The organism is Micromonospora sp. ANENR4 (genome assembly GCF_015354395.1).
Lineage (GTDB): Bacteria > Actinomycetota > Actinomycetes > Mycobacteriales > Micromonosporaceae > Micromonospora > Micromonospora aurantiaca.
Genome location: NZ_JADKYQ010000011.1, coordinates 69,905 through 91,634 on the forward strand (window position 1 = coordinate 69,905; position 21,730 = coordinate 91,634).

The following is a 21,730-nucleotide window of genomic DNA, read 5'->3' on the forward strand; positions in this document are numbered from 1 at the left end:
CCAGCGGCCGAGCGGCCCGGGTCGGGGATCCCCTACCTGGGGGAGGCCGGAAGTTCAACGCCCGGGCCGTCGGTCCCACGGTCTGCCGCGAATCCGCGCACATCGGGCGCGCCGAGGCGGGCCGCGTCTGCCGCGATGTCGTCCGGCATGAGCTGCGACTCCCGCTCGGCCAGCACCCGCGCCCGGTAGTGGGCGACCTCCCGGTCCCGGGTCGCCGCGTCCCAGCCGAGCACCGCACCCATCAGCTCGGCGGCGTGCTCCGCCGACTCCAGGCCGCGGTGGCTGGTCTCGATCGAGATCCGGGTACGCCGGGTGAGCACGTCCTCCAGGTGCAGTGCGCCCTCGGCGCGGGCGGCGTACGTCACCTCGGCGGCGAGGTATTCCGGCGCGCCCGCCAGCGGCGAGCCGAGCAGCGGATCGGCGTCGACCAGGGCAAGCAGTTCCAGGGTGAGGCTGCCGTAGCGCTCCAGCAGGTGCTCGACCACGCCGACCGCCACCCCGTGCCGGCGGGCCAGGTCGGCCCGGTCCCGCCACATGGCGGCGTACCCGTCGGCGCCGAGCAGCGGCAGGTCGGCGGTACGCGAGGAGCGGGTCCGGCCGAGCCGGTGCATCGCGCGGTCGACCACGTCCGAGGCCATCACCCGGTAGGTGGTGTATTTCCCGCCCGCGACCAGCAGCAGGCCGAGCATCGGCTCCACCACGGCGTGCTCGCGGGACAGCTTGGAGGTGGAGTCCGCCTCGCCGGCCAGCAGCGGGCGCAGCCCGGCGTAGACGCCCTCGATGTCGGCGGTGGTCAGCGGCCGGTCCAGCACCTCGTTCACCTGCGACAACAGGTAGTCGATGTCGCTGGCGGTCGCGGCCGGGTGGGACCTGTCGAGTTGCCAGTCCGTGTCGGTGGTGCCGATGATCCAGTGCCCGCCCCAGGGGATCACGAACAGCACGCTCGTCGCGGTACGCAGGATCAGGCCGGTCTCGCCGACGATCGCCGAGCGGGGCACCACGAGGTGCACCCCCTTCGAGGCGCGGACCCGCAGCTTCGGGCGCAGCCCGACGTCGTTGAGCATCCGCGACATGTCGTCGCTCCACACGCCGGTGGCGGCGATCACGGTGCGGGCGCGTACCTCGAACTCGGCGTCCGGCGAACCGGCGGGCGCCTCCAGGTCGCGGACCCGCACGCCGGTGACCTCCCGGGCCTGCCGGGTCAGGCCGACCGCGCGGGCGCTCGTCACCACAGTCGCGCCGAGGCTCGCCGCGGTGCGCGCCAGCGTCACCACCAGGCGGGCATCGTCGACCTGGCCGTCGTAGTAGCGGATCGCGCCGGCCAGCTTGTCCGGCCGGAGGCTGGGGAAGATCCGGCGGGTGCCCTCGCGCGTGAGGTGCCGGTGCAGCGGCATGCCGCGCCCGCCGCCGAAGACCCCGGCGAACGCGTCGTACGCGGCCACGCCGAGGCCGTAGTAGGAGCGGCGGAAGAACCGCCCGGGCAGATCACGTGCGCCGCCCTCGGCGGGCAGCGGCACCAGGATCGGCACCGGCCGGACCAGGTGCGGCGCGAGCCGGGTGGCGAGCAGGCCGCGCTCGGTCAGCGCCTCGTGGACCAGGTGGAACTCCAGCTGCTCCAGGTAGCGCAGGCCGCCGTGGATCAGCTTGCTGGACCGGCTGGACGTGCCGGCGGCGTAGTCACGCGCCTCCACCAGGGCGACCTTCAGCCCTCGGGACGCGGCGTCGAGCGCGGCGCCCGCTCCGGTCACGCCACCGCCGATGACCAGCACGTCGAACCGCTCGGCCCGGAGCCGGCGCAGGTCGTCGGCGCGGCGCTCGGCGGACAGCCGGCCGGCCGTGGATCGGGACACACTCGGGTCACGCACCAGTCAACGGTAACCGTCCCGGGCGCGCGGCGACACGGCCCGGCCGTACCGTGATGACCATGCTGACCGGTCCGCCGCTCGCCCCCGTACCGCCGCCGCCACCGCGCGGGACCGGTCCGTGGCCGGTCGTCGCGGCGGTGGCGACCGGCGTGTGGATCGTGCTGGTCACCGTGCCGGGCCAGGTCACCGGCTGGCTGGTCGACCAGGTGGCGCTGGTGATCGGCGCGGACCGGCCGGTGGCGGCCTGGCCGGTGGTGGCGGTGGCCACGGTGCTGCTGGCGGGCGCCCCGGCGCTGGCGCTGGCGCTCGCGCCCCGCTCCCCCGCGCTGCGAGCGACCGGCCGGGCCTGGGCCGCCGCCGTGGTGGCGCTCGGCACGACCACGCTGCTGCGGGCGGTGCCGCCGGTGCACCACGAGGCGTACCTGGCCGCGCTCGCGGTGACCGCCGCGGTGCTCGCGCTCGTCGCCGTCCGTCTCGGCCGGGTCCGGCCACCGGTGGTGGTGGACGCGGCTCCGGAGGGCCGGTTCGGGCCGGTGTCGCTGCTGGCGATCGCGGCCGGGCTGGCCCTGCTGCTGCCGTGGGCCTGGGTCGGCGCGCTCGGCGGAGCGCTGGAGACGTTGCTGGCCGCCCTGGCCGCCGCCGCGCTGGGCGCGCTCGCGGGGGCGCTGCTCGGCGCCGGTTTCTGGGCCGCGTTCGGGCCCGGTTCGGTCCGGCTGGTGCTCGTCGGCGGCCTGGTCGCGGGTGTCGCGCTGACGCCGCTCGCGGCCGGCGCCGGGCAGACGGGCGTGCAACTGCCGGCGCTGGTCCTGCTGCCGCCGCTCGGTTTCGTGCTGGCCGCGCTGGAGGCGGCGGCCCGCCACGCGGGCCGTCCGGCCGGGCCCGCGCCGGTGCGCCGGCTGGTCGGGCTCGCCCTGCTGGGGCCGCTGGCGTTCACCGACCCGGAGGAGATCAGCCTCCTGCTCTCCGCCACCCGCGACATGCCGTTCTGGGTCGCGGTGGGCACCGGCGTGGCGTTCGCCGTCGCGGTCCTGCTCGCAGTCGGGTACGGCGTGCTGCTCGCCCGATCCCGCGCCCGCGCGCCCCGGCGCGGTCCGGCCGCGCTGGCCGCCGCCGCGCTGCTCGCCGCCGTCGCCGTGGTGTACGTGGTCCCCGGCCAGCCCGGTCTGTACGGCGAGCGGCTGCTCGTGGTGCTGCGCGAGCAGGCCGACCTGACCGGCCTGCCGGCCGGGACGCCGGGCCGGGCCGGACGGGACGCCCGGGCGACCGAGGTCTACCGGCGGCTGGTGGCGACAGCCGACCGCACGCAGGGCGACCTGCGCCGCACGCTCACCCGGATGCGGCTGAACCCGACGCCGTACTACCTGGTGAACGCGATCGAGACGGACGGCGGCCCGGCGGTACGGGCCTGGTTGTCGAGCCGCCCCGAGGTGGCCCGCGTGCTGGTCAGCCAGCGGGTACGCCCGCTGCCCGCGCTCGCCCCGGAGGCACGCGGCGACCAGCCCGCACCGGCCGGCCCGGCCTGGAACGTCTCGCTGATCGGCGCGGACCGGGTCTGGTCGGAGCTGGGGGTCACCGGGTCCGGTGTGGTGGTCGGCAGCTCCGACTCCGGGGTGGACGGCCGGCACCCGGCGCTCGCGGGCGGCTTCCGGGGCGGCGACGACTCCTGGTACGACCCGTGGGAGGGCCGCCGCGTCCCGGCCGACCGGGGTGGCCACGGCACCCACACGCTGGGCAGCGCGGTGGGCCGGGACGGGATCGGCGTCGCGCCCGGCGCGAGCTGGGTCGGCTGCGTCAACCTGGACCGCAACATGGGCAGCCCGGCCCGCTACCTCGACTGTCTCCAGTTCATGCTGGCCCCGTTCCCGCCGGGCGGGAACCCGCTGACCGACGGCCGTCCCTCCCGCGCCCCGGACGTGCTCACCAACTCGTGGGGCTGCCCGCCGGTCGAGGGATGCGACCCGGGGGCACTGCGACCGGCGACCGCAGCGCTGACCGCGGCCGGCATCCTGGTGGTGGCCGCTGCCGGTAACACCGGCCCGTCGTGCGGCTCGATCGCGGACCCGCCCGCGCCGTACCCGGACGTGCTGACCGTCGGGGCGGTGGACCGGCAGCGCCGCGTCACCGAGTTCTCCAGCCGGGGCCCGGCGCCGGACGGCCGGGCCAAGCCGGACCTGGTCGCCCCCGGTGCGGCTGTGCTCTCCGCGATGCCCGGCGGTGGGTACGCGACGCTGGACGGCACCTCGATGGCGACGCCGCAGATCGCCGGTGTGGTGGCGCTGATGTGGTCGGCGAACCCGGCGCTGCTCGGCAACCTGGAACGGACCCGGGCCATCCTGCGCGACACCGCGCAGCCGGTCGCGTCGCCTGCCGGCACCTGCGGCGGACCGCAGGACGTCTCCGGCGCCGGGCTGGTGGACGCGTACGCGGCGGTGCGCGCGGCCCGGGCCGGGTGAACGCCAGTCGTCACAGCCGTACCACCGGCCACCGCGACGCCCCGCCGGTCAGTCGAGCCAGCAGATGACCGCGTCGCCCGCCTTCGCCGCTGCGGCGAAGTAGTCCCGGGCGTACGGCAGGTGGTGGGCCACCCAGTCCAGCTCACCGTCGCGGTCCCAGATCAGCGGATAGATGTCCGCAGCGGTCAGCTCGGCCGGGTCGACGCCCCACAACAGGTCCTCCTCGGTGATCCCGGCCAGCGCGGTCGCCGCCTCGGCTACCTGCTCCGGCGTCAGGTAGGCCGGCGGGCCGTAGCCCCAGTCGTACGGCTCGAGGAACTCCGCCCAGTCCATGCCCTCCGGCGGGGCGTCGGGCAGCGCGACGAGCAGCTCGCCGCCGGTGACCAGCGGCACCGTGACGCCGCGCCGCTCCAGCAGGAACTGCAGTGCCTGCCAGGCCTTGCCCGTGCCGGCGTGCCGCACGTCTTCGGCATCGGCCGCCGCCTGCGCGAACTCGTAGGCCCAGTCGTGGTCCGCTCTGGCCCGCGCCAACTCGTCGGGCCTCACCCGGATCCAATTCCCGTTCATGCTCACGGGCGCAGCCTAGAGACCGGGCCCGACACCCGTCGTCCGGCGGAGGGCGCTACCGTCGGCAGCCATGAACGTGGAGATCACCGATCTGCCGCCCGAGCCGTCGCCTGCGGTTGTCGACCTGTGCGGGCGCGCGCTCGACCTGTCCGAGGACGCGGCCGAGGCGCCGGGCATCGTGGACACTCTGACCCGGCGGGCGGCGGCGCACCGGCCGGTCGTGGTGCTCGGCGCGGTACGCGACGGCGCGCTGGTCGGCGTACTGATCGGGTCGCTGTCGGCGGCCGATCCGCGCCTCGGCCACGTCGACCTGGTCGCGGTCGCGCCTGCGGAACGCCGCCAGGGCGTCGGCGGGGCGCTGCTGACCGAGGCGGAGAGCCGGCTCGGCGCGCTCGGCGCGGCCGAGGTGCTGCTCGCCGGCAACCCGCCGCACTACGCCTGGCCCGGCATCGACGTGCGTTACACCCCGGCGGTCTGCGCCGCGCAGCGGCTGGGTTACCGGCAGGACCGTACCGCCTGGAACATGACCGCCGAGCTGGCCGACGGGTCGGCGGCGCTGCGTCCCACCGAGGCCGCCGAGCAGCGGCTGGCCGGGCGGGGCGTGACGGTACGCCGGGCCGGCCCCGACGACCTGCCGGCGCTCGCCGCGTTCGCCAGGTCCACGTTCGGCGGCACCTGGGACGGTGAGCTGGCCGGTTCGGTGGGGCGGCCGGACGCGGGTGTGCACCTGGCCGAGCGGGACGGCGAGATCCTCGGGTTCGCCGCCTACGGGTCGGCGCGGCCGAGCTGGTTCGGGCCGATGGGCACCGCACCGGCGGCGGAGGGCTCCGGGATCGGCGGCGTGCTGCTGCGCCGGTGCCTGCGTGACCAGGCGGCCGCCGGGATCACGGCGGCGCAGATCGGCTGGGTGGGGCCGGTGCCGTTCTACTCGAACGCGGCGGGTGCCCGGATCGAGCGGGTGTTCTTCCTGTACCGGAAAGCCGTCAAAGGGGCATAGACGTCAATAGCGCCATTCGGCCTCCTTCGCCATCGACCGGGCTCTACGGTCGGAGCAGAGGAGGCGGTGCATGACCACGAATGACGAACGGGCCGAGGACCCGGCGGCGGGCCGGCGCCCGTCCGACGAGCTTCCCGGCCAGCTTCCGTTCGACCGGCTCGACGTCGGTGACGCCGAGCAGCTCGCCGAGCTGACCGGCGGCGACGGGCCACCGGTGGAGGAGACACGGCAGCCGGTGGACGAGCCGAGGCGGTTGCCGCCGCCGTACGACAGGGCGCACAAGCGGCGCAACCAGCGCCCGCTGCCCACCTGAGCCGGGTACGCGGAAAGGGGGCGGACCGCTGACGCGGCCCGCCCCCTTCGGCGTACTGGATGGAGCTGGACTCAGAAGTCCATCTCCCCGCCACCCGGGCCGGCCGGGGCGGCCGGGGTCTTCTCCGGCTTGTCCGCGACGACGGCCTCGGTGGTGAGGAACAGCGCGGCGATCGAAGCGGCGTTCTGCAGCGCGGAACGCGTCACCTTGGCCGGGTCGATGATGCCCGCGGCCAGCAGGTCCACGTACTCGCCGGTCGCGGCGTTGAGGCCGTGACCCGGGTCGAGGTTGCGGACGCGCTCGACGACGACGCCACCCTCCATGCCGGCGTTGACGGCGATCTGCCGCAGCGGGGCGTCCAGCGCGATCTTGACGATCTGCGCGCCGGTCGCCTCGTCGCCGGCCAGGTCCAGCTTGTCGAAGGCGGTCTTGCCGGCCTGCACCAGCGCGACGCCACCACCCGGGACGATGCCCTCCTCGACGGCGGCCTTCGCGTTGCGGACGGCGTCCTCGATGCGGTGCTTGCGCTCCTTCAGCTCGACCTCGGTGGCCGCGCCGACCTTGATCACCGCAACACCGCCGGCCAGCTTGGCCAGACGCTCCTGCAGCTTCTCCCGGTCGTAGTCGGAGTCGCTCTTGTCGATCTCGGCCCGGATCTGGTTCACCCGGCCCTGGATCTGCTCGGCGTCACCGGCACCGTCGACGATGGTGGTCTCGTCCTTGGTCACCACGACCTTGCGGGCGCGGCCCAGCATCTCGAGGCCGGTCGCGTCCAGCTTGAGGCCGACCTCCTCGCTGATGACCTGACCACCGGTGAGGATGGCGATGTCGGTCAGCATGGCCTTGCGGCGGTCACCGAAGCCCGGCGCCTTGACGGCGACCGACTTGAAGGTGCCACGGACCTTGTTGACCACCAGGGTGGCCAGGGCCTCGCCCTCCAGGTCCTCGGCGATGATCAGCAGCGGCTTGCCCGACTGCATGACCTTCTCCAGGATCGGGAGCAGGTCCTTCACCGACGAGATCTTGCTGTTGACGATCAGGATGTACGGGTCGTCGAAGACGGCCTCCATACGCTCCGGGTCGGTCATGAAGTAGGCGGAGATGTAGCCCTTGTCGAAGCGCATGCCCTCGGTGAGCTCGAGCTCCAGGCCGAAGGTGTTGCTCTCCTCGACGGTGATGACACCTTCCTTGCCCACCTTGTCCATCGCCTCGGCGATGATCTCGCCGACGCTGGGGTCGGCGGCGGAGATGGAGGCGGTGGAGGCGATCTGCTCCTTGGTCTCCACGTCCTTGGCGAGCTTGAGCAGCTCCTCCGAGACGTTGGCCACGGCCGCCTCGATGCCCCGCTTCAGGGCCATCGGGTTGGCGCCGGCGGCCACGTTACGCAGACCCTCACGGACCAGGGCCTGGGCCAGGACGGTCGCCGTCGTCGTGCCGTCACCGGCGACGTCGTCGGTCTTCTTCGCGACCTCCTTGACCAGCTCGGCGCCGATCTTCTCGTACGGGTCCTCGAGCTCGATCTCCTTGGCGATGCTCACACCATCGTTGGTGATGGTGGGGGCACCCCACTTCTTCTCGAGCACGACGTTGCGGCCCTTGGGGCCGAGGGTCACCTTCACGGCGTCGGCGAGCTGGTTCATGCCCCGCTCGAGGCCGCGGCGCGCCTCTTCGTCGAACGCGATCATCTTGGCCATACGGCGTTGTCCTCCTGGACACTCACGGGCCACCCGGGATGCCCGGATGGGCCGTCTGGTGTACGCACCTTGGGGACGTCGCCACCTGGCGACGACGACGTCTCCTCGGTCGGGCCGGACAGCCCGCGACGACCGGCCTCGTACCGCTCCGGCACCCCTTCGGACACCGGTGCGACCGTGGCCCTACCGCCCCGACCTTCTGGCACTCACCGTACGCGAGTGCCAATGACTTGTTTAGCACTCTCCCTAGCCGAGTGCAAGCACGACAGCCCCGCTCAGCCGAGTTCCGCCGCCAGCCGAGCCGCGTTCACCGGGCCTTCGTGAGCCCGCTGTTCGGCGTACGTGACGACCAGCCCGACCTGCTGCGCCAGGTAGGCCGGGGCGGCGAGCAGGGCACCGAACACGGCGAGCACCACGGCCCCGATCGCGGTGCCGACGGCGTTCATCGGCGTGACGCCGAACGCCGCCCCACTGATCCCGCCCACCACGGCGTCGAGCACCGTCGCCGCGAAGAGCACCGCGATCACCAGCGCGACCCGGCCCAGCACCATGCCGAACCGGCTGTGGAACATCCGCCACGCGCGCCCGATCGGCTCCCGCCGCTCGAACAGGTAGACCGGGCCGAACAGGGCCAGCGCGAACGCGGCGTACAGGCCGGGCAGCAGGCAGAAGCAACTGCCGAGCACGACCAGGAGCGAGACGAGGAGCGTCCAGCCCCACAGGCCGAGAGCGCGGCGCAGCCCGTACCGGAAGGCGGCGCCGAGTTCGACCGGCTCGCCGGCCGCCTGGCGGGTGACCACCCAGGTGCCGGCGGCCCAGCCCATCGCCTGGAGCAGGCCGAAGACCAGCCCGGCGGACAGGAGCACGCCGTAGAAGGCGAACATCTGCCCCCAGAAGCCGGCCGGCAGCACCGGCGCGCCGTCCGGCGCTGTCGCCAGCTCGCCCTCGGGGCTGAAGACGAGCGTGAGGACGCTGATCACCGAAGCCGGGAGCACCTGGGTGAGCAGGACGATCGGCAGCAGCTGCCGCCAGCCGCGCCGCAACGCGGCGGTGCAGCGGGCGAACCAGGGACCGATGCCCGCGTGCGGCGGGTTGACGAGCGGATCCTGCGGGTCGAGGCCGGGGAACCAGCCGACGTACGCGCCGGGACCGGCCTGCATCGGGTACGCGGCACCGGGCACCGGGTACGCCGCGCCGGGCATGGGATGGCCCGGGTACGCGGGAGGGCCCCAGCCGGTGGGGGGCGTGCCGGGCGGCGCGTTCCAGCCGTGTGGCGGGGTGCCCGGGGCGTTCCAGTTCTGCGGCGTAGCGCCCGGCGCGGTCCAGCCGGGCGGGGTACCCCAGCCGGGTTGGCCGGCCGGGTTCGGGGCGCCGGGCTGCGGGCTGCCGTCCTCCGGAACGATCGGGGCGTGGCCGGTCTGACCGGCCCACGGGTCGGCGCCGGGCGGGCCGGAGGCGGGCGTCCCCGGCGGTCCCGGCGCGGCGGCCGGCGGTGGGGGCGCGGTCGGGTCGGCCGACGCTGGCGGCACCGGCTCGGTGGAACCCGACGGGGGCAGATCGGACATGGGCCCTCCTCAGCGACTACGGCTGGAACGGCTCATGATCTTCCATGGTGGCCGGCCGCGACGCAGCCCCCCGGTCCGGGGCCCGGTCACGGAGCACCGCCCGCCGCAGATCAGGCGATGACGCGGACCCGCTCGGCCTGCGGGCCCTTCTGCCCCTGCGCGATCTCGAACTCGACGCGCTGGCCGTCGTCGAGCGCCTTGTAGCCGTCCATCTCGATCGCGGAGAAGTGGACGAAGACGTCCTGCCCGCCGTCGACGGCGATGAAGCCGTAGCCCTTTTCGGCGTTGAACCACTTCACGGTGCCCTGTGCCACGGTGCACTTCCTCACTCTGCGCGGCGTTCCAAGACCCGGGGACCGGCGGACCGGCACCGGCGGCGCACCGGGCCCAGCGATCGGTAATGCTGAATTCGGTGACCGAAATCGCACGCTACACGAGGCGTGACGACGGCGCACGACCACAAATCGGGCATATTCCGGGCGTGGAACAGCCCGGTCGCACACGCGCGTCGGGTCGTCCGGTATGCATGCGGCATGACCAGCGTGCGCACCACGACCATCGTCCACCGGGTCCGGCCGACCGACGCCGCCCGGATGCGGGCGCTCCGGTTGGAGATGCTGGCCGACTCTCCGCTGGCGTTCCTGGAGACCGTGGCCGAGGCCGCCGCCCTGCCGCACACGGAGTTCGCGGCCCGGGTCGCGGCCGTCTCCCGGGGCGACCACAACGCGCAGTTCGTGGCCGATCCGGGTGGCCGTCTGGTCGGCCACGCCGGCGGCGTCGCGGCGCCGGACGAACCGGGCCTGACGCTCGTCTACGCGGTCTACGTGACCCCGGCGCTGCGGGGTACCGGCCTGCTGGCGGCGCTCGTCGACGAGGTGGCGGCCTGGTCGCGCGCCTGCGGGCGGCCCGAACTGATGATGGAGGTGGTGGTCGGCAACGACCGCGCCTATCGGGCCTATCAGAAGCTGGGCTTCGTGGACACCGGGGTACGGGTGCCGCACCCCCGGATCACCGGCCTGTACGAACTCCAGATGCGCCGCCCGGCCTGAGAACGCCGCCGGGCGCGTCGGTCGTCACCGCGACGACCGACGCACCCGAAGGCGGTGACTCAGGCGTGCCGGCGGCTCTGCACGATGCGGAACCGGTTTGCCACGTACGCGCCGTCGGTCAGCGCCGAGTTGGCCGCCGCGTTCGCGCCGGAGCCGTGGAAGTCGGAGAACGCGGCCGACTGGTTGACGAAAACCCCGCCGGTCAGGTTGCAGGACAGGTGCACCCCGGCGTCGACCGCCGCGGCCTCGGCCGCGTCCAGCACCGCCTCGTCGGTGGAGTAGACGCCCGCGGTCAGCGCGCCCTTCTCCCCCACCGTCTCGCGCAGGATGCGCAGGCTGTGCTCGGTCGAGTCGGTGGCGATGGCGAACGAGATCGGCCCGAACCACTCCCGCGAGTAGGTGGCGGTGTCGGACGCGTCGAGCTTCACCACGGTCGGCGTACGCACCACCGCGCCGGGGAACGACGGGTGCTCGACGGTGCGCGACTCCAGCACCGGCTCGCCGACCTTGGTGACCTCCTCCAGCCGCTCCAGCACGCCGTCGTTGACGATCGCGCCGGTCAGCTCGACGCCCCGGGCCGGGTCGGCGGTCAGCTTCGCGACCGCGCCGGCGATCCCGGCGGCCACCTCGTCGAAGCTCTTGTGCCCCTGGTCGGTGGAGATGCCGTCGCGCGGGATCAGCAGGTTCTGCGAGGTGGTGCACATCTGGCCGCTGTACAGGGTCAGCGTGAAGCCGAGGTTGCGGCAGAGCCCGGCGAAGTCGTCGGTGGAGTCGATCACCACCGTGTTCAGGCCGGCCTTCTCGGTGTAGACGGCGGCCTGCCGGGCGTTCGCCTCCAGCCAGTCGCCGTACTCGGTGGAGCCGGTGAAGTCGACGATCTTGACGGCCGGGTGCAGGGCCAGCGTGGTGGCGAGCTTCTCGCCGTCGGTCTCGGGGGCGAGCTGCACCAGGTTCGGGTCGAAGCCGGCCTCGGCGAGCACCTGGCGGGCGTACTTGACGGTGATCGCCAGCGGCAGCACCGCGCGCGGGTGCGGCTTCACCACCACCGGGTTGCCGGTGGCCAGCGAGGCGAACAGACCGGGGTACGAGTTCCAGGTCGGGAACGTGTTGCAGCCGATGACCAGCGCGACCCCGCGCGGCACCACGTGGAACGTCTTGGTCATCCGCAACGGGTCGCCCTTGCCTGCGGCCTTCTCCCAGCCGGCGGTCCCCGGGTGACGGGTCATCTCCGCGTACGCGTAGGCGATCGCCTCCAGCGCCCGGTCCAGCGCGTGCGCGCCACCGGCCTGGAACGCCATCACGAACGCCTGGCCGCTGGTGAACTGCACCGCGTTCGCCAGCTCGAACACGTTGCGGTGCAGCCGGTCCAGGATCTCCAGGCAGACACCGGCGCGGGCCTGCGGTCCGGCGTCGCGCCAGGCGGGCAGCGCCGCGCTCGCGGCGGACACCAGCTGGTCGGCGCCCGCGTGCGGGTAGCGCACGTCCAGCGCCACTCCGAACGGGCTGGCCTCGGTCGCCACTGTGGTGCCGTCACCGGCCTGGTCGAGCGGGAAGTCGCCGCCCAGGTACGCCTCGAAGGCGGCCCTGCCGTCGGCGGCGGCGGTCTCGCCGTACACCCGGGGGCTGGGCGACTCGGGGTAGGCCGACCAGTACCCGCGCTCCGCGATGGCGGTCAGCGCCCGGTCGAGGGTCTCGCGGTGCCTGTCGTACAGGGGGTGCGGGGTCTCCGTCATGCCCGCCATCATGCAACAGAAAGGCACCAGATCAGTAGGGGCGTGTCACAACTCAGATCGTCAACTGCCAGTCGACGGAACCGGCGGCTGGGCGGAACCCGAGCCGCTCGTTGATCGCGATCATGTGCCGGTTCGCCGCCGCGTTCCAGGTGTCGACGGCCCGCAACGCCGGTTCGTGCGCCAGCGCGTACGCCAGGTTCTCCGCCTTGCAGAGCAGGCCGAGCCGGTGGCCGCGGTGATCGGGGTCGACCAGGGTGATCTGCTGCCAGGCGTGGTCGGTGCTGCTCGCGTCAAGGCTGAGCTGGGTCCAGCCGACCAGGCGGCCGGTCGCCTCGTGCACCGCACCGGTGTTGTAGCGGCGTACGCCCCGGGCATCAAGCGCCCGTTCCGCGTCCCGCACCCGCGCCGCGTCCATCCGCTCCGGCTCCCAGTCCAGCTCGCCCATGGGCGCGTCGAGCAGCAGCCGGCCCTCCAGGTAGGCGGCGTCCGCGACGTACTCGTCGGGCGCGTGCTCGCGCCACCGCACCAGCCGGTAGCCGGTGGCCGCGGCGCGGGCCTCGGCCAGCAGCGCGGCGAGCCGGTCACGGTCGAGCCCGGTCACGTCGAGCCGGCGGCGGACGTCGGCCAGCGCCGGCTCGGCGCCCAGGGCGGCGGCGAACGCGGCGCCGGGGAAGACCCGGTCCTCCTCGCCGGGCAGCGCGGCGGCGGTCGAGCCGACCAGGCGTTTGCCGCCGCGCTCGCGGAGCAGCCGGACGCCGTGCTCGTGCAGCGCGCGTCCGATGCCGCGCCGCCGATACGCCGGGTCGACGGTCAGTTCGACGGTGGCGTTCTCGGTGTTCTCGATCGTGTGCAGGTGCAGCCGGAGCCAGCCGACCGGCAGCCCGTCCAGGCGGGCGACGAGCCAGCGTCCCTCGATGCCGGGCATCGGGTGCGACAGCAGCGCCTCGAAACGGCGGCGGCAGGTCGGCGGAAGGTCCGGTTCGTCGACGGCCTGGGCGGCGCAGGCGATCCGGTACACCGCGTCGAGCGTCTGCCGGTCGGTGGGATCCAGCGGCGTCACGGTGAGCGTCATGCCACCGAGGGTGCGCCGGACACAGCGAAGGGGCCAGCGGTTTTCCGCCGGCCCCTTCGAACGTTGGTCGGGAGGGACGTCCGCACAACGCCTCCGGCGTTGGGTCGCAAGAACTTGAAAAGTCTCCGGCGGATGCCCTCCCGCACGAAGCATCTTGCGCCGTCCGGTTCCTGCCGTCAAGTCCTTGAGGGTGGTTTTCTGGCACTCACCGCACATCACCGGTTACCCACCGGTCTCACCCGATCCCCCACCCGGGCGAGCCCCACCTCCCCCACCCGGCCATCCCGGCACGGCCGGGGTGGCGGGAGAAGGGACCGTCAGGCGAGGAGGCCGGCGTCGCGGGCGGCGCGCAGGCTGGGCTTGATGCGGTGGGTGGGGCCGACCTGGGCGGCCACCGCGTCGAGCGTCTTCAGGCCCTCGCCGGTGTTGAAGACGACAGTCTCGGCGGACGGGTCGAGCCGGCCCGACTCGACCAGCTTGCGCAGCACGGCGACGGTCACGCCGCCGGCCGTCTCGGCGAACACCCCTGTGGTACGGGCGAGCAGCCGGATGCCGGCGCGGATCTCGTCGTCGTCGGCGTAGTCCATCCAGCCGCCGGTACGGCGCACCGCTTCCAGCGCGTACAGCCCGGCGGCCGGGTCGCCGATGTTCAGCGACTTGGCGATGCCGACCGGCTTGACCGGCGTGATCGTGTCGGTGTCGCCGTGCAGCGCGGTGGCGATCGGGTTGCAGCCGGCCGACTGCGCGCCGAACACCTTCCAGCCACCGGCCGGCGCCTCGACCAGCCCGATTTCTACCAGCTCGGTGAACGCCTTGTCGATCTTGGTGAGCAGCTCGCCACTGGCCATCGGGATGACCACCTGGGCCGGGATCCGCCAGCCGAGCTGCTCGGCCACCTCGTAGCCGAGCGTCTTGGAGCCCTCGGCGTAGTAGGGCCGCACGTTGACGTTGACGAACGCGGTGTCCTCGAACTCGTCGGTCTCCACCAGTTCGCCGCAGAGCCGGTTCACGTCGTCGTACGAGCCGTCGATGGCGACCAGGTCGCCGCCGTACACCGCGGTGGTGACGACCTTGCCCTGCTCCAGGTCACCGGGGATGAAGACGACCGACGGCACGCCGGCCCGGGCCGCGTGCGCGGCGACCGAGTTGGCGAGGTTGCCGGTGGAGGCGCAGGCGTAGCGGGTGAAGCCGAGCGCCTGGGCGGCGGTGAGCGCCACCGAGACGACCCGGTCCTTGAACGAGTGGGTGGGGTTCGCGCTGTCGTCCTTGACCCAGAGCGGCGCGGTGAGCCCCAGCTCGGCGGCGAGGTTCGGGGCGGCGACCAGCGGGGTCAGCCCCGGGTCGAGCGTGACCCGGGTGGCCGGGTCCTGACCGGCGGGCAGCAGTGCCGCGTACCGCCAGATGTTCGCCGGACCGGCCTCGATCTGCTCCCGGGTGACGGTGGCGAGCGCGGCGGTGTCGTAGTCGACCTCCAGCGGCCCGAAGCACTCGTAACAGGCGTGCTGGGCGGCCAGCGGGTAGCGCGCCGAACAGGCGCGGCAGACCAGGGCGCGGGCCGGGCTGAGGGTGGTGTCGATACCGGTGGCGACGGGAAGCGTCGACGTCATGTCGAGGAGTTCCTCTCATCTTTCCCCGCATCGCCGGGTGCGGCGGGGACGGAATTGGCACCTGCCCGCTGTCGCTCGTCGTCGAGCGTGCGGGTGGTTGCCGGGGCGTCGTCGGGCCGTATCCCTCAGCCCCTCTGGATGAGGTATTCAGTTGTGCCGCCGAGTCTATGCGCTGCTCACGGCCGCGCCACCTCGGGATCCCACGCTGTGGGCCGGCTCAGCGTCCGACCACCGCGACCGGGTCCACCACCGCGGGCCGGTCCACCACCGCGACCGGTGCCGGCACCGTCGCGGTCGCCGCTGCCGAGGGGGTACGGGTGACGAGGTTCGCGGCCACCAGGGCGGCGATGGTCAGCCCGGCGCCCACCAGCTCCACCGCGACCGGCCGGTATCCGCGCACGATCTGCACCGCGAACGTGGCCACCGGCACCAGGTTCATGAACAGCGCGGCATTCGCCGGGCCGAGCCGCCGCACGCCGGTGTTCCACGCCAGCACCGCGAGGACGGCGGCGACCAGCACCGCGTACGCGAGCTGCGGAGCGACGGCGACGAGGTCGGCGGTGGACGGCGCGTGCTGGAGCCCGGTGAGGTCGGCGACGGCGCTGGCGCCGATCATGGCGATCATGCCGGCGACGGCGGTCAGCGTGGTGTAGCGCAGCGCGGACCACTCGGGGAACCGGCTCGCGCCGTGGGTGTAGAACGCCCAGCCGAACACGGCACCGATCATGAGCAGACCGCCCCAGCCGAACTGGCCCAGCCCGTCGAGCCGGCCGCGGGTGATAACCAGGCCGACGCCGGCCAGGGCGACGAGCGAGATGCCGAGCAGTACCGGACGTGGGCGGACGCCGTCGCGCGCCCAGCGGACGAACTGGGTGACCAGCGGCACGGTGGCCGCGAACAGCGCGATCTGCTGCGGCGCGGCGTGGCCGAGGGCGAGATTCGTCAGCGTGTTGAACCCGGCGAAGCCGAGCGCGCCGAGGAGCACCACCTCGAGCCCGCGCCGCTGGGTGGACAGGGCGGCCACGCCCTCGCGGGCCAGCAGCAGGGCGAGCAGCACGGCGGTGGCGAGCACGTACCGGACGGTGGTCAGGTTGAGGGCGTCGACGCGGGTGAGCGCGCTGGCGAGCACGGGGAACATGACGCCCCAGCTGACCACGGCGAAGATCGGGAGGGTGGCGTGACGGGATCGCATCGCAGCTCCTATGTTCGAGTACCGTCGAACCAACGCCCCGACTCTAGGAACTTGTTCGACGATTGTCGAACATGGGTTATCGTTGTCACATGGAGCTGCACGAACCCGAGCTGCGCGAGGTGCCCGTCACCGCCGTCCTGGCGGCGCTGGCCGACGACGTCCGGCTGCAGATCGTGCGCGCGCTCGCGCCGGGCGGAGAACACGCCTGCGGCTCGTTCGAGTTCGGTGTCTCCAAGGCGACCCGAAGCCACCACCTCAAGGTGCTGCGGGAGGCCGGCCTGACCCGCACCCGGGTCGCCGGCACCACCCGCTACGTTCGGCTGCGCCGCGAGGAACTGGACCGCGTCTACCCGGGCCTGCTCGACGCGGTCATCGCCGAGCGCGACGGAGTGGCATGATCGCCGGATGCGGAGACCGGCGCGCCTGATCGGCGCCCTCACCGGCATGGCGCTGCTGACCGCCTGCGCCCCGGCGCAGGGGCCCGCCGACGGGCGGCTGCCCGACCCGCCCCTCACCGGTGTCGACCCGCTGACCACGGTGCCGCCGCGACCGGGCGCCCCCACGGCCGGGCCGGCACCCGCCGCCACCTGCTCCCCCGAGGGCATCGCGATCACCGAGCTGGGCGTGAGCGCCGCGATGGGGCTGCGGGCGATGGGCCTGGACCTGCTCAACTGCGGCGACCAGCCGTACGAGCTGCGTGGCTATCCGGCGGTCACGCTCCGGGACGCCGACGGCGACCCGATCGAGGTGCGGATCATCCCGGGTGCCAAGCCGATCACCTCCGGCTTCGACCACCCGCCCACCCGGATCGTGCTGGCCCCCGGCGAGCGGGCCGGCGCGGCGTTGATCTGGCGGAACCTGGTCACCGACCCGACAGTGGTGGCGACGGACGGCACCGAACTCGACGTCGCGCCGGTGGCCGGCCGGCCGGCGTACCCGGTCGCCCTGGACGGGCCGATCGACCTCGGCAACACCGGCCGGCTGGGCGTCAGCGCGTGGAAGCGCCGGGAGCCCGGCCCGGCCGGCACGCCCACGCCGGCCGCCCCAACGCCGCCCACGACGCCGCCGGTCAATCCGCTGTAGAACCAGAACCCGGCACGGGAGCGCCCCGACCGGGATCTGGTTCGGCGCGGACGCTCAGACCGGGACCGAGGCCGGCGCGGCGGCGCGCTCGGCCGGGACGGCGTTGCGGCGGGCCAGCAGCGCGTCGATCGCCCAGTTGCCCGGGCCGAGCACCGCGACCAGCAGGAACGACCAGCAGAAGAGCGCGGCCAGCTCGCCGCCGTTCTGCATCGGCATCAGGTGGTGCGGCTGGTGCACCACGAAGTACGCGTACGCCATCGAACCGGAGGCGAGCAGCGCGGCCGGCCGGGTGAACAGGCCGACGAGCACCAGCGCGCCGCACACGAGCTGGATCAGCGCCGCCCACCAGCCGGGCCAGGTGGCGAACGGGACAGCGCCGCCGGTGGCCGGATTGCCGCCGAAGACGCCGAATATCGAGGCGGCGCCGTGGCAGAGGAAGAGCAGGCCGGTGACGATGCGGAACAGGGACAGCGCGGGGGCCTTCAGCTGCGCCGGGATCATGGGAAACCTCCTGGTACGGGTGGCGGACGCCGTCCAGGATGGCGGGACTATTGATAGATGTTAATCGATATCTTTGCAGGCGGGACAATCTCATGGGAACGCTCCCATGATATGGGCCCGGCCGCCCCGCCGCGACCCCGTCCGGTCACCTCAGCTCGTGACGTCCTTGCGGGTGAAGCGCCAGAAGGCCAGACCCCAGAACAGCGTGGCGTAGACGACCGCCGAGAACGCGCCCTTGACCACGTCGTCGGTCTGCATCGGCGTGGACAGCAACCCCAGCCAGGCGCTGCTGTAGTGGGTCGGCAGCAGGTTGCGCAGCCCGCCCAGCGCGGTGATCTGGTCCAGGATGCTGGAGAGGATCCACAGCAGCACCGCCCCGCCGACCGCACCCAGCGCGGCGTCCGTGGTCACCGACAGCAGGAACGCCAGCCCGGCGACCACCAGCAGCACGACCGCGAGATAACCGAGTACGCCGAGCAACCGCAGCAACCCGTCTGCAGGCGCCAGCTCGGCCGAGACCTGGCTGCTCAGCGGCTTCCAGCCGTACCGGAGCGTGCCGGCGAGCAGCGCGGTGCCGGCCAGCAACAGCAGGGCCAGCCCCGAGTACGCGAGCGCCACCACCAGCTTCACCGCGAGCAGCCGGGCCCGGGGCACCGGCACCGCCAGCAGGTAGCGCAGGCTGCCCCAGCTCGCCTCGCTCGCCACCGTGTCGCCGCAGAACAGCGCCACCACCACGACCAGCAGGAACGACGCGGACACCAGGATCGAGAACAGGGTGAAGTTGAGCCCGCCCGAGGTGGCCAGGTCGGCCAGGCTGGAGAACTCGCCCCGCCCGCCGCCGTCGTCGTCCCCGGCGTCGAACTGGAACGCCACCAGGATGATCAGCGGCAGCAGCACCATGAACCCCAGCGCGAGCTGGGTACGCCGGCGCGACGCCTGCCGCCGAAACTCCGCGGCGAACGGGAGCGTGGCCGAGGGCCGGTAACCGGCCGCCGCCCCGCCCGCGCCCGGCGCCGCCGTACCGGACGTGCCGCCACCAGGCGACGATGCCACAGACGAACCCGCCATCACCGATCCCCGCTTCCCCGAGAGTTCTCGCCCACCAGGGCGAGGAACGCGTCCTCCAGGCGGCGCCGGGGCACCACCCGGTCCACCCCGATGCCGGCGCGGACCAGTTCGGCCACCACCTCGCTGCGGGCGGTGCCGTTGGTGTCGACCACCAGACCGCCCTCGGTGTCGGGCAGCACCCGTACGCCGTCGAGCCGGTCGAGCACCGTCCGGGCCGCGTCCGGGTCGCTCACCTCGAACAGCACGCTCGGCGACTCGCCGACGATGTCCTCCACCGGGCCGGACGCCACGATCCGCCCCTTGTTCACCACCACCGCGTGCGTGCAGGTCTGCTCCACCTCGGCCAGCAGGTGGCTGGAGACCAGCACCGCCCGGCCGTCGGTGGCGTAGCGCTGGAGCACCCGGCGCATCTCGGCGATCTGCGGCGGGTCCAGCCCGTCCGTCGGCTCGTCCAGCACCAGCAGCTCGGGCAGGCCGAGCATGGCCTGGGCGATGGCCAGCCGCTGCCGCATGCCGTGGCTGTACTTCTTCGTCCGCCGGTGCACCGAGTCGCCCAGGCCGGCGATCTCCAGCGCCTCGTCGAAGTGCGCGTCCTCCCACGGGCGGCCGGTGGCCCGCCAGTACGCCTTGAGGTTGTCCAGGCCGGACAGGTGCGGCAGGAAGCCCGGCCCCTCGACCAGCGCGCCGATCCGGGACAGCACCGGCGAGCCCGGCACCAGCCGGTGCCCGAAGACGTAGATCTCCCCGGCCGTGGGCTGGGTCAGCCCCATCAGCACCCGCAGCGTGGTGGTCTTGCCCGCCCCGTTGGGTCCGAGCAGGCCGACCACCTGACCGGGGTGCACCTCGAAGTCGACGTCGGAGACCGCGACGAAGCCGTCCGCGTACTCCTTGCGCAGGTTGCGCACGGCGAGCGGGACGCCCGCGTACTCCGGGTGCACGGAGTCGTCCTGGCGGCGGTGCCGGCGGCGGGTGAGCAGCACGACCACGACGAGCCCGGCCACGATCGCGGCGAGCAGGCCGGCGAGCGCCCAGCGCCAGATCGTCGCGGTGGTGGGGATCGGCGTGGAGTCGACTGTGGGCAGCGTCAGCGGCCCGTCGGCGAGCGCCACCGTGTGCACGGCCGGTTCGGCCGGCGAGGCGTACGCCTGGTCCGACGTCGCCACCACGAGCCGCAACCGGTGCCCGGCCTCGACCCGCCGGACGATCCCCGGCAGCGTCACGGTGACCGGCGTGGCCGCGTCGACGGTGGCCGGCAGGCCGGTCAGGCGCACCGGCGCGACCAGGCCGGACGGCAGCGTGGCGGCGCCCTGCGGGTCGACGTCGTAGAGCTTCACGAACAGCACCGCCTCGCCGGTCGGTGAGGCTGCCCTGATCCGCACCGTGGGCGCGCCCACCACGTCGACCGGCTCGTCCAGCGGCGCCGACTCGAAGCGGGCGTGCTGGCCGGGGATGTCACCGGCGACGACGCCGTCCAGCAGCGAGCCGAGCGCACCCGCGAACGGCACCGAGGAGATCGCCGCCGGGTTGCCGTTCGGCGGTACGGCGACCGGCTGCGGCGGACCGGCGAGCGTCACCTCGCGGCGATCCTGCCCGGCCAGGCCCGGATAGTCGGCGGTACGGAAGCCGGTGGCGACCAGGCCCCGGTCGAGCGCGTCGAAGCCGGCGATCCGGGAGAACGTGAACGTGCCGCCGGGGGCAGCTCCGTCACCCTTGACGTAGTGGTCGAGCCACTGCGCGGTCAGGAACTTCACCCGGTCGGAGTCGGAGGTGGGCCCGGAGCCGCCGTCGTGGCCGCCGGTGAACCAGGCGACCCGCACCGGCGTGCCCGCGGCGGCGATGCCCCGGGCGTTGGCGTCCGCCTCGGCCAGCGGGAACAGCGTGTCCGCCTCACCCTGCACCAGCAGCGTCGGCGACTTGATCCGGTCCAGCACGCCGGCCGGCGACGACCGGCGCAACAGCTCGACCGCCGCCGCGTCGGCCCGGCCGGTGGTGGCGATGCGCAGGTACGCGGCGCAGACGTCGGCGGCGAAGCGGCCGCAGGACGGGTCGGCGGCGCCGGCCGGCGCGCGACCGGAACCGGTGCCCGGCCCGGCGCCCGGCTGCGGGCTCGGCGGGCCGGCCGACTCGGGCGCGCCCTCCGGCGCGGCGGCGGTGGCCCCGGAGAGCCCCGCCGGGCCGGAGCCGGCGTTCCCGCCCCCGCCGAAGAAGATGCCCGCCCAGCCCTTCTTGAACACGCCGTCGGTGGGCTGCCGGCCGCTGCTCTCCGGCAGGAAGGCGCGGGACAGGTCGTTCCAGGTGATCATCGGGACGATCGCGTCGATCCGCTGGTCCTGCGCGGCCAGCAGCAGGGCCAGGCCGCCGCCGTACGAGCCGCCCACCACACCGACCCGGGGGTCGCCGGCCGCGTCGAGGCGGATGTCCGGGCGCTCGGCGAGCCGGTCGAGCAGGCGCTGCGCGTCCCGCACCTCGTAGTCGGGGTTGTCCAGGTGGATCTGGCCGCCGCTGCGCCCGAAGCCGCGGGCGGTCCAGGTGAGCACCGCGTACCCGCGGGTGACCAGGTCCTCGGCGTCCGAGCGGACCGAGTCCTTGGTGCCGCCGAAGCCGTGCGCCAGCAGCACCGCCGGTACCCGCTTCGACGACGAGGCATCGGCCGGCAGGTAGAGCGTGGTGTCCAGGTCGACGGGCTCGTCACCGGAGGGCCCGGAGCGTACGGTCACCAGCGCCGCCTCGGTCCGGAAGTCGTCACCCCGCGGCCGGGCCGTCCAGACCAGCGCGGCGGCGACGAGGACGACCACCGCCACCGCGGCGACGATGCGGCGCGGATGGCCGGCCAGGGCGCGCCGGAGCCGCGCGGCGGTTGATCTCATGCGGCACACGGTACGGGCCGGCGGCTGAGCATTCGCTGAGATCCGCCGTACGTCTGTCCGGTTGCGCCGATCGTCGCGTAGCGTCCGTCATCCGCCAAAGGTCC

18 protein-coding genes and 1 riboswitch are annotated in these 21,730 nt (G+C 73.8%); of the genes, 6 read left to right on the forward strand and 12 right to left on the reverse strand.

Translation table 11 applies throughout. From position 1 onward, the window contains the following. Positions 1-32 precede the first annotated feature (32 nt). Positions 33-1,850, reverse strand: a complete 1,818-nt coding sequence (locus IRY44_RS20240; RefSeq protein WP_194802002.1) for a glycerol-3-phosphate dehydrogenase/oxidase — start codon at positions 1,848-1,850, stop codon at positions 33-35. Positions 1,851-1,918: 68 nt separating this feature from the next. Here IRY44_RS20240 and IRY44_RS20245 point away from each other — a divergent pair, with 68 nt between their 5' ends. After that, positions 1,919-4,318: a S8 family serine peptidase gene (locus tag IRY44_RS20245; protein WP_194801855.1), complete on the forward strand. Its 2,400-nt coding sequence runs from the start codon at positions 1,919-1,921 to the stop codon at positions 4,316-4,318. Between the two features lie 48 nt (positions 4,319-4,366). Here IRY44_RS20245 and IRY44_RS20250 read toward each other — a convergent pair whose 3' ends face one another. Next, entirely contained in the window at positions 4,367-4,885 is a 519-nt protein-coding gene (locus IRY44_RS20250) for a YfbM family protein (protein ID WP_194802003.1), read from the reverse strand. Positions 4,886-4,955: 70 nt separating this feature from the next. Here IRY44_RS20250 and IRY44_RS20255 point away from each other — a divergent pair, with 70 nt between their 5' ends. Together IRY44_RS20255 and IRY44_RS20260 are read left to right on the forward strand one after the other, a co-directional pair. Next, the gene (locus tag IRY44_RS20255) at positions 4,956-5,882 is read left to right on the forward strand and encodes a GNAT family N-acetyltransferase (protein WP_194801856.1); all 927 of its coding nucleotides are present in this window, start codon (positions 4,956-4,958) and stop codon (positions 5,880-5,882) included. 70 nt (positions 5,883-5,952) lie between these two features. Then, on the forward strand, positions 5,953-6,195 hold the full coding sequence (locus tag IRY44_RS20260; RefSeq protein WP_194801857.1) for a hypothetical protein: 243 nt from the start codon (positions 5,953-5,955) through the stop codon (positions 6,193-6,195). A gap of 71 nt (positions 6,196-6,266) precedes the next feature. Here the strand turns inward: IRY44_RS20260 and groL are convergent, their stop codons facing one another. From groL to IRY44_RS20275, 3 genes are all read right to left on the reverse strand, one after another. Continuing rightward, the gene (groL, locus tag IRY44_RS20265) at positions 6,267-7,889 is read right to left on the reverse strand and encodes a chaperonin GroEL (protein ID WP_018787968.1); all 1,623 of its coding nucleotides are present in this window, start codon (positions 7,887-7,889) and stop codon (positions 6,267-6,269) included. A gap of 275 nt (positions 7,890-8,164) precedes the next feature. After that, the gene (locus IRY44_RS20270; RefSeq protein ID WP_194801858.1) at positions 8,165-9,454 is read right to left on the reverse strand and encodes a hypothetical protein; all 1,290 of its coding nucleotides are present in this window, start codon (positions 9,452-9,454) and stop codon (positions 8,165-8,167) included. Between the two features lie 110 nt (positions 9,455-9,564). Then, complete coding sequence (locus IRY44_RS20275; protein ID WP_013288855.1) at positions 9,565-9,768, reverse strand: cold-shock protein; 204 nt, start codon at positions 9,766-9,768, stop codon at positions 9,565-9,567. Positions 9,769-9,987: 219 nt separating this feature from the next. On the opposite strand from IRY44_RS20275, the gene IRY44_RS20280 reads away from it, so the two are divergent. Further along, entirely contained in the window at positions 9,988-10,503 is a 516-nt protein-coding gene (locus IRY44_RS20280) for a GNAT family N-acetyltransferase (RefSeq protein ID WP_194801859.1), read from the forward strand. Positions 10,504-10,562: 59 nt separating this feature from the next. Here the strand turns inward: IRY44_RS20280 and paaN are convergent, their stop codons facing one another. The 4 genes from paaN to IRY44_RS20300 form a co-directional block, all read right to left on the reverse strand. Beyond that, on the reverse strand, positions 10,563-12,236 hold the full coding sequence (gene paaN, locus IRY44_RS20285; protein WP_194801860.1) for a phenylacetic acid degradation protein PaaN: 1,674 nt from the start codon (positions 12,234-12,236) through the stop codon (positions 10,563-10,565). Between the two features lie 52 nt (positions 12,237-12,288). Further along, entirely contained in the window at positions 12,289-13,308 is a 1,020-nt protein-coding gene (locus IRY44_RS20290) for a GNAT family N-acetyltransferase (RefSeq protein ID WP_194801861.1), read from the reverse strand. Between the two features lie 317 nt (positions 13,309-13,625). Continuing rightward, positions 13,626-14,915 carry a threonine synthase gene (gene thrC, locus IRY44_RS20295; protein ID WP_194801862.1) on the reverse strand — a complete coding sequence of 430 codons (1,290 nt, stop codon included), beginning with the start codon at positions 14,913-14,915 and terminating at the stop codon, positions 13,626-13,628. Between the two features lie 12 nt (positions 14,916-14,927). Next, positions 14,928-15,060: riboswitch (SAM riboswitch) on the reverse strand. 72 nt (positions 15,061-15,132) lie between these two features. Beyond that, a complete protein-coding gene (locus IRY44_RS20300) occupies positions 15,133-16,107 on the reverse strand; it encodes a DMT family transporter (protein WP_194801863.1) in 975 nt (324 codons plus the stop codon). A gap of 89 nt (positions 16,108-16,196) precedes the next feature. On the opposite strand from IRY44_RS20300, the gene IRY44_RS20305 reads away from it, so the two are divergent. Then, a complete protein-coding gene (locus IRY44_RS20305) occupies positions 16,197-16,505 on the forward strand; it encodes a helix-turn-helix transcriptional regulator (RefSeq protein ID WP_135242255.1) in 309 nt (102 codons plus the stop codon). Positions 16,506-16,512: 7 nt separating this feature from the next. Beyond that, complete coding sequence (locus IRY44_RS20310; RefSeq protein WP_194801864.1) at positions 16,513-17,190, forward strand: DUF4232 domain-containing protein; 678 nt, start codon at positions 16,513-16,515, stop codon at positions 17,188-17,190. A gap of 54 nt (positions 17,191-17,244) precedes the next feature. Here the strand turns inward: IRY44_RS20310 and IRY44_RS20315 are convergent, their stop codons facing one another. The 3 genes from IRY44_RS20315 to IRY44_RS20325 form a co-directional block, all read right to left on the reverse strand. Beyond that, positions 17,245-17,691 carry a DoxX family protein gene (locus IRY44_RS20315; protein WP_194801865.1) on the reverse strand — a complete coding sequence of 149 codons (447 nt, stop codon included), beginning with the start codon at positions 17,689-17,691 and terminating at the stop codon, positions 17,245-17,247. Positions 17,692-17,841: 150 nt separating this feature from the next. Further along, complete coding sequence (locus IRY44_RS20320; RefSeq protein WP_194801866.1) at positions 17,842-18,759, reverse strand: ABC transporter permease subunit; 918 nt, start codon at positions 18,757-18,759, stop codon at positions 17,842-17,844. Continuing rightward, a complete protein-coding gene (locus IRY44_RS20325) occupies positions 18,759-21,626 on the reverse strand; it encodes an alpha/beta fold hydrolase (RefSeq protein WP_194801867.1) in 2,868 nt (955 codons plus the stop codon). The genes IRY44_RS20320 and IRY44_RS20325 overlap by 1 nt, the downstream gene beginning before the upstream one ends. Positions 21,627-21,730: the final 104 nt, after the last annotated feature.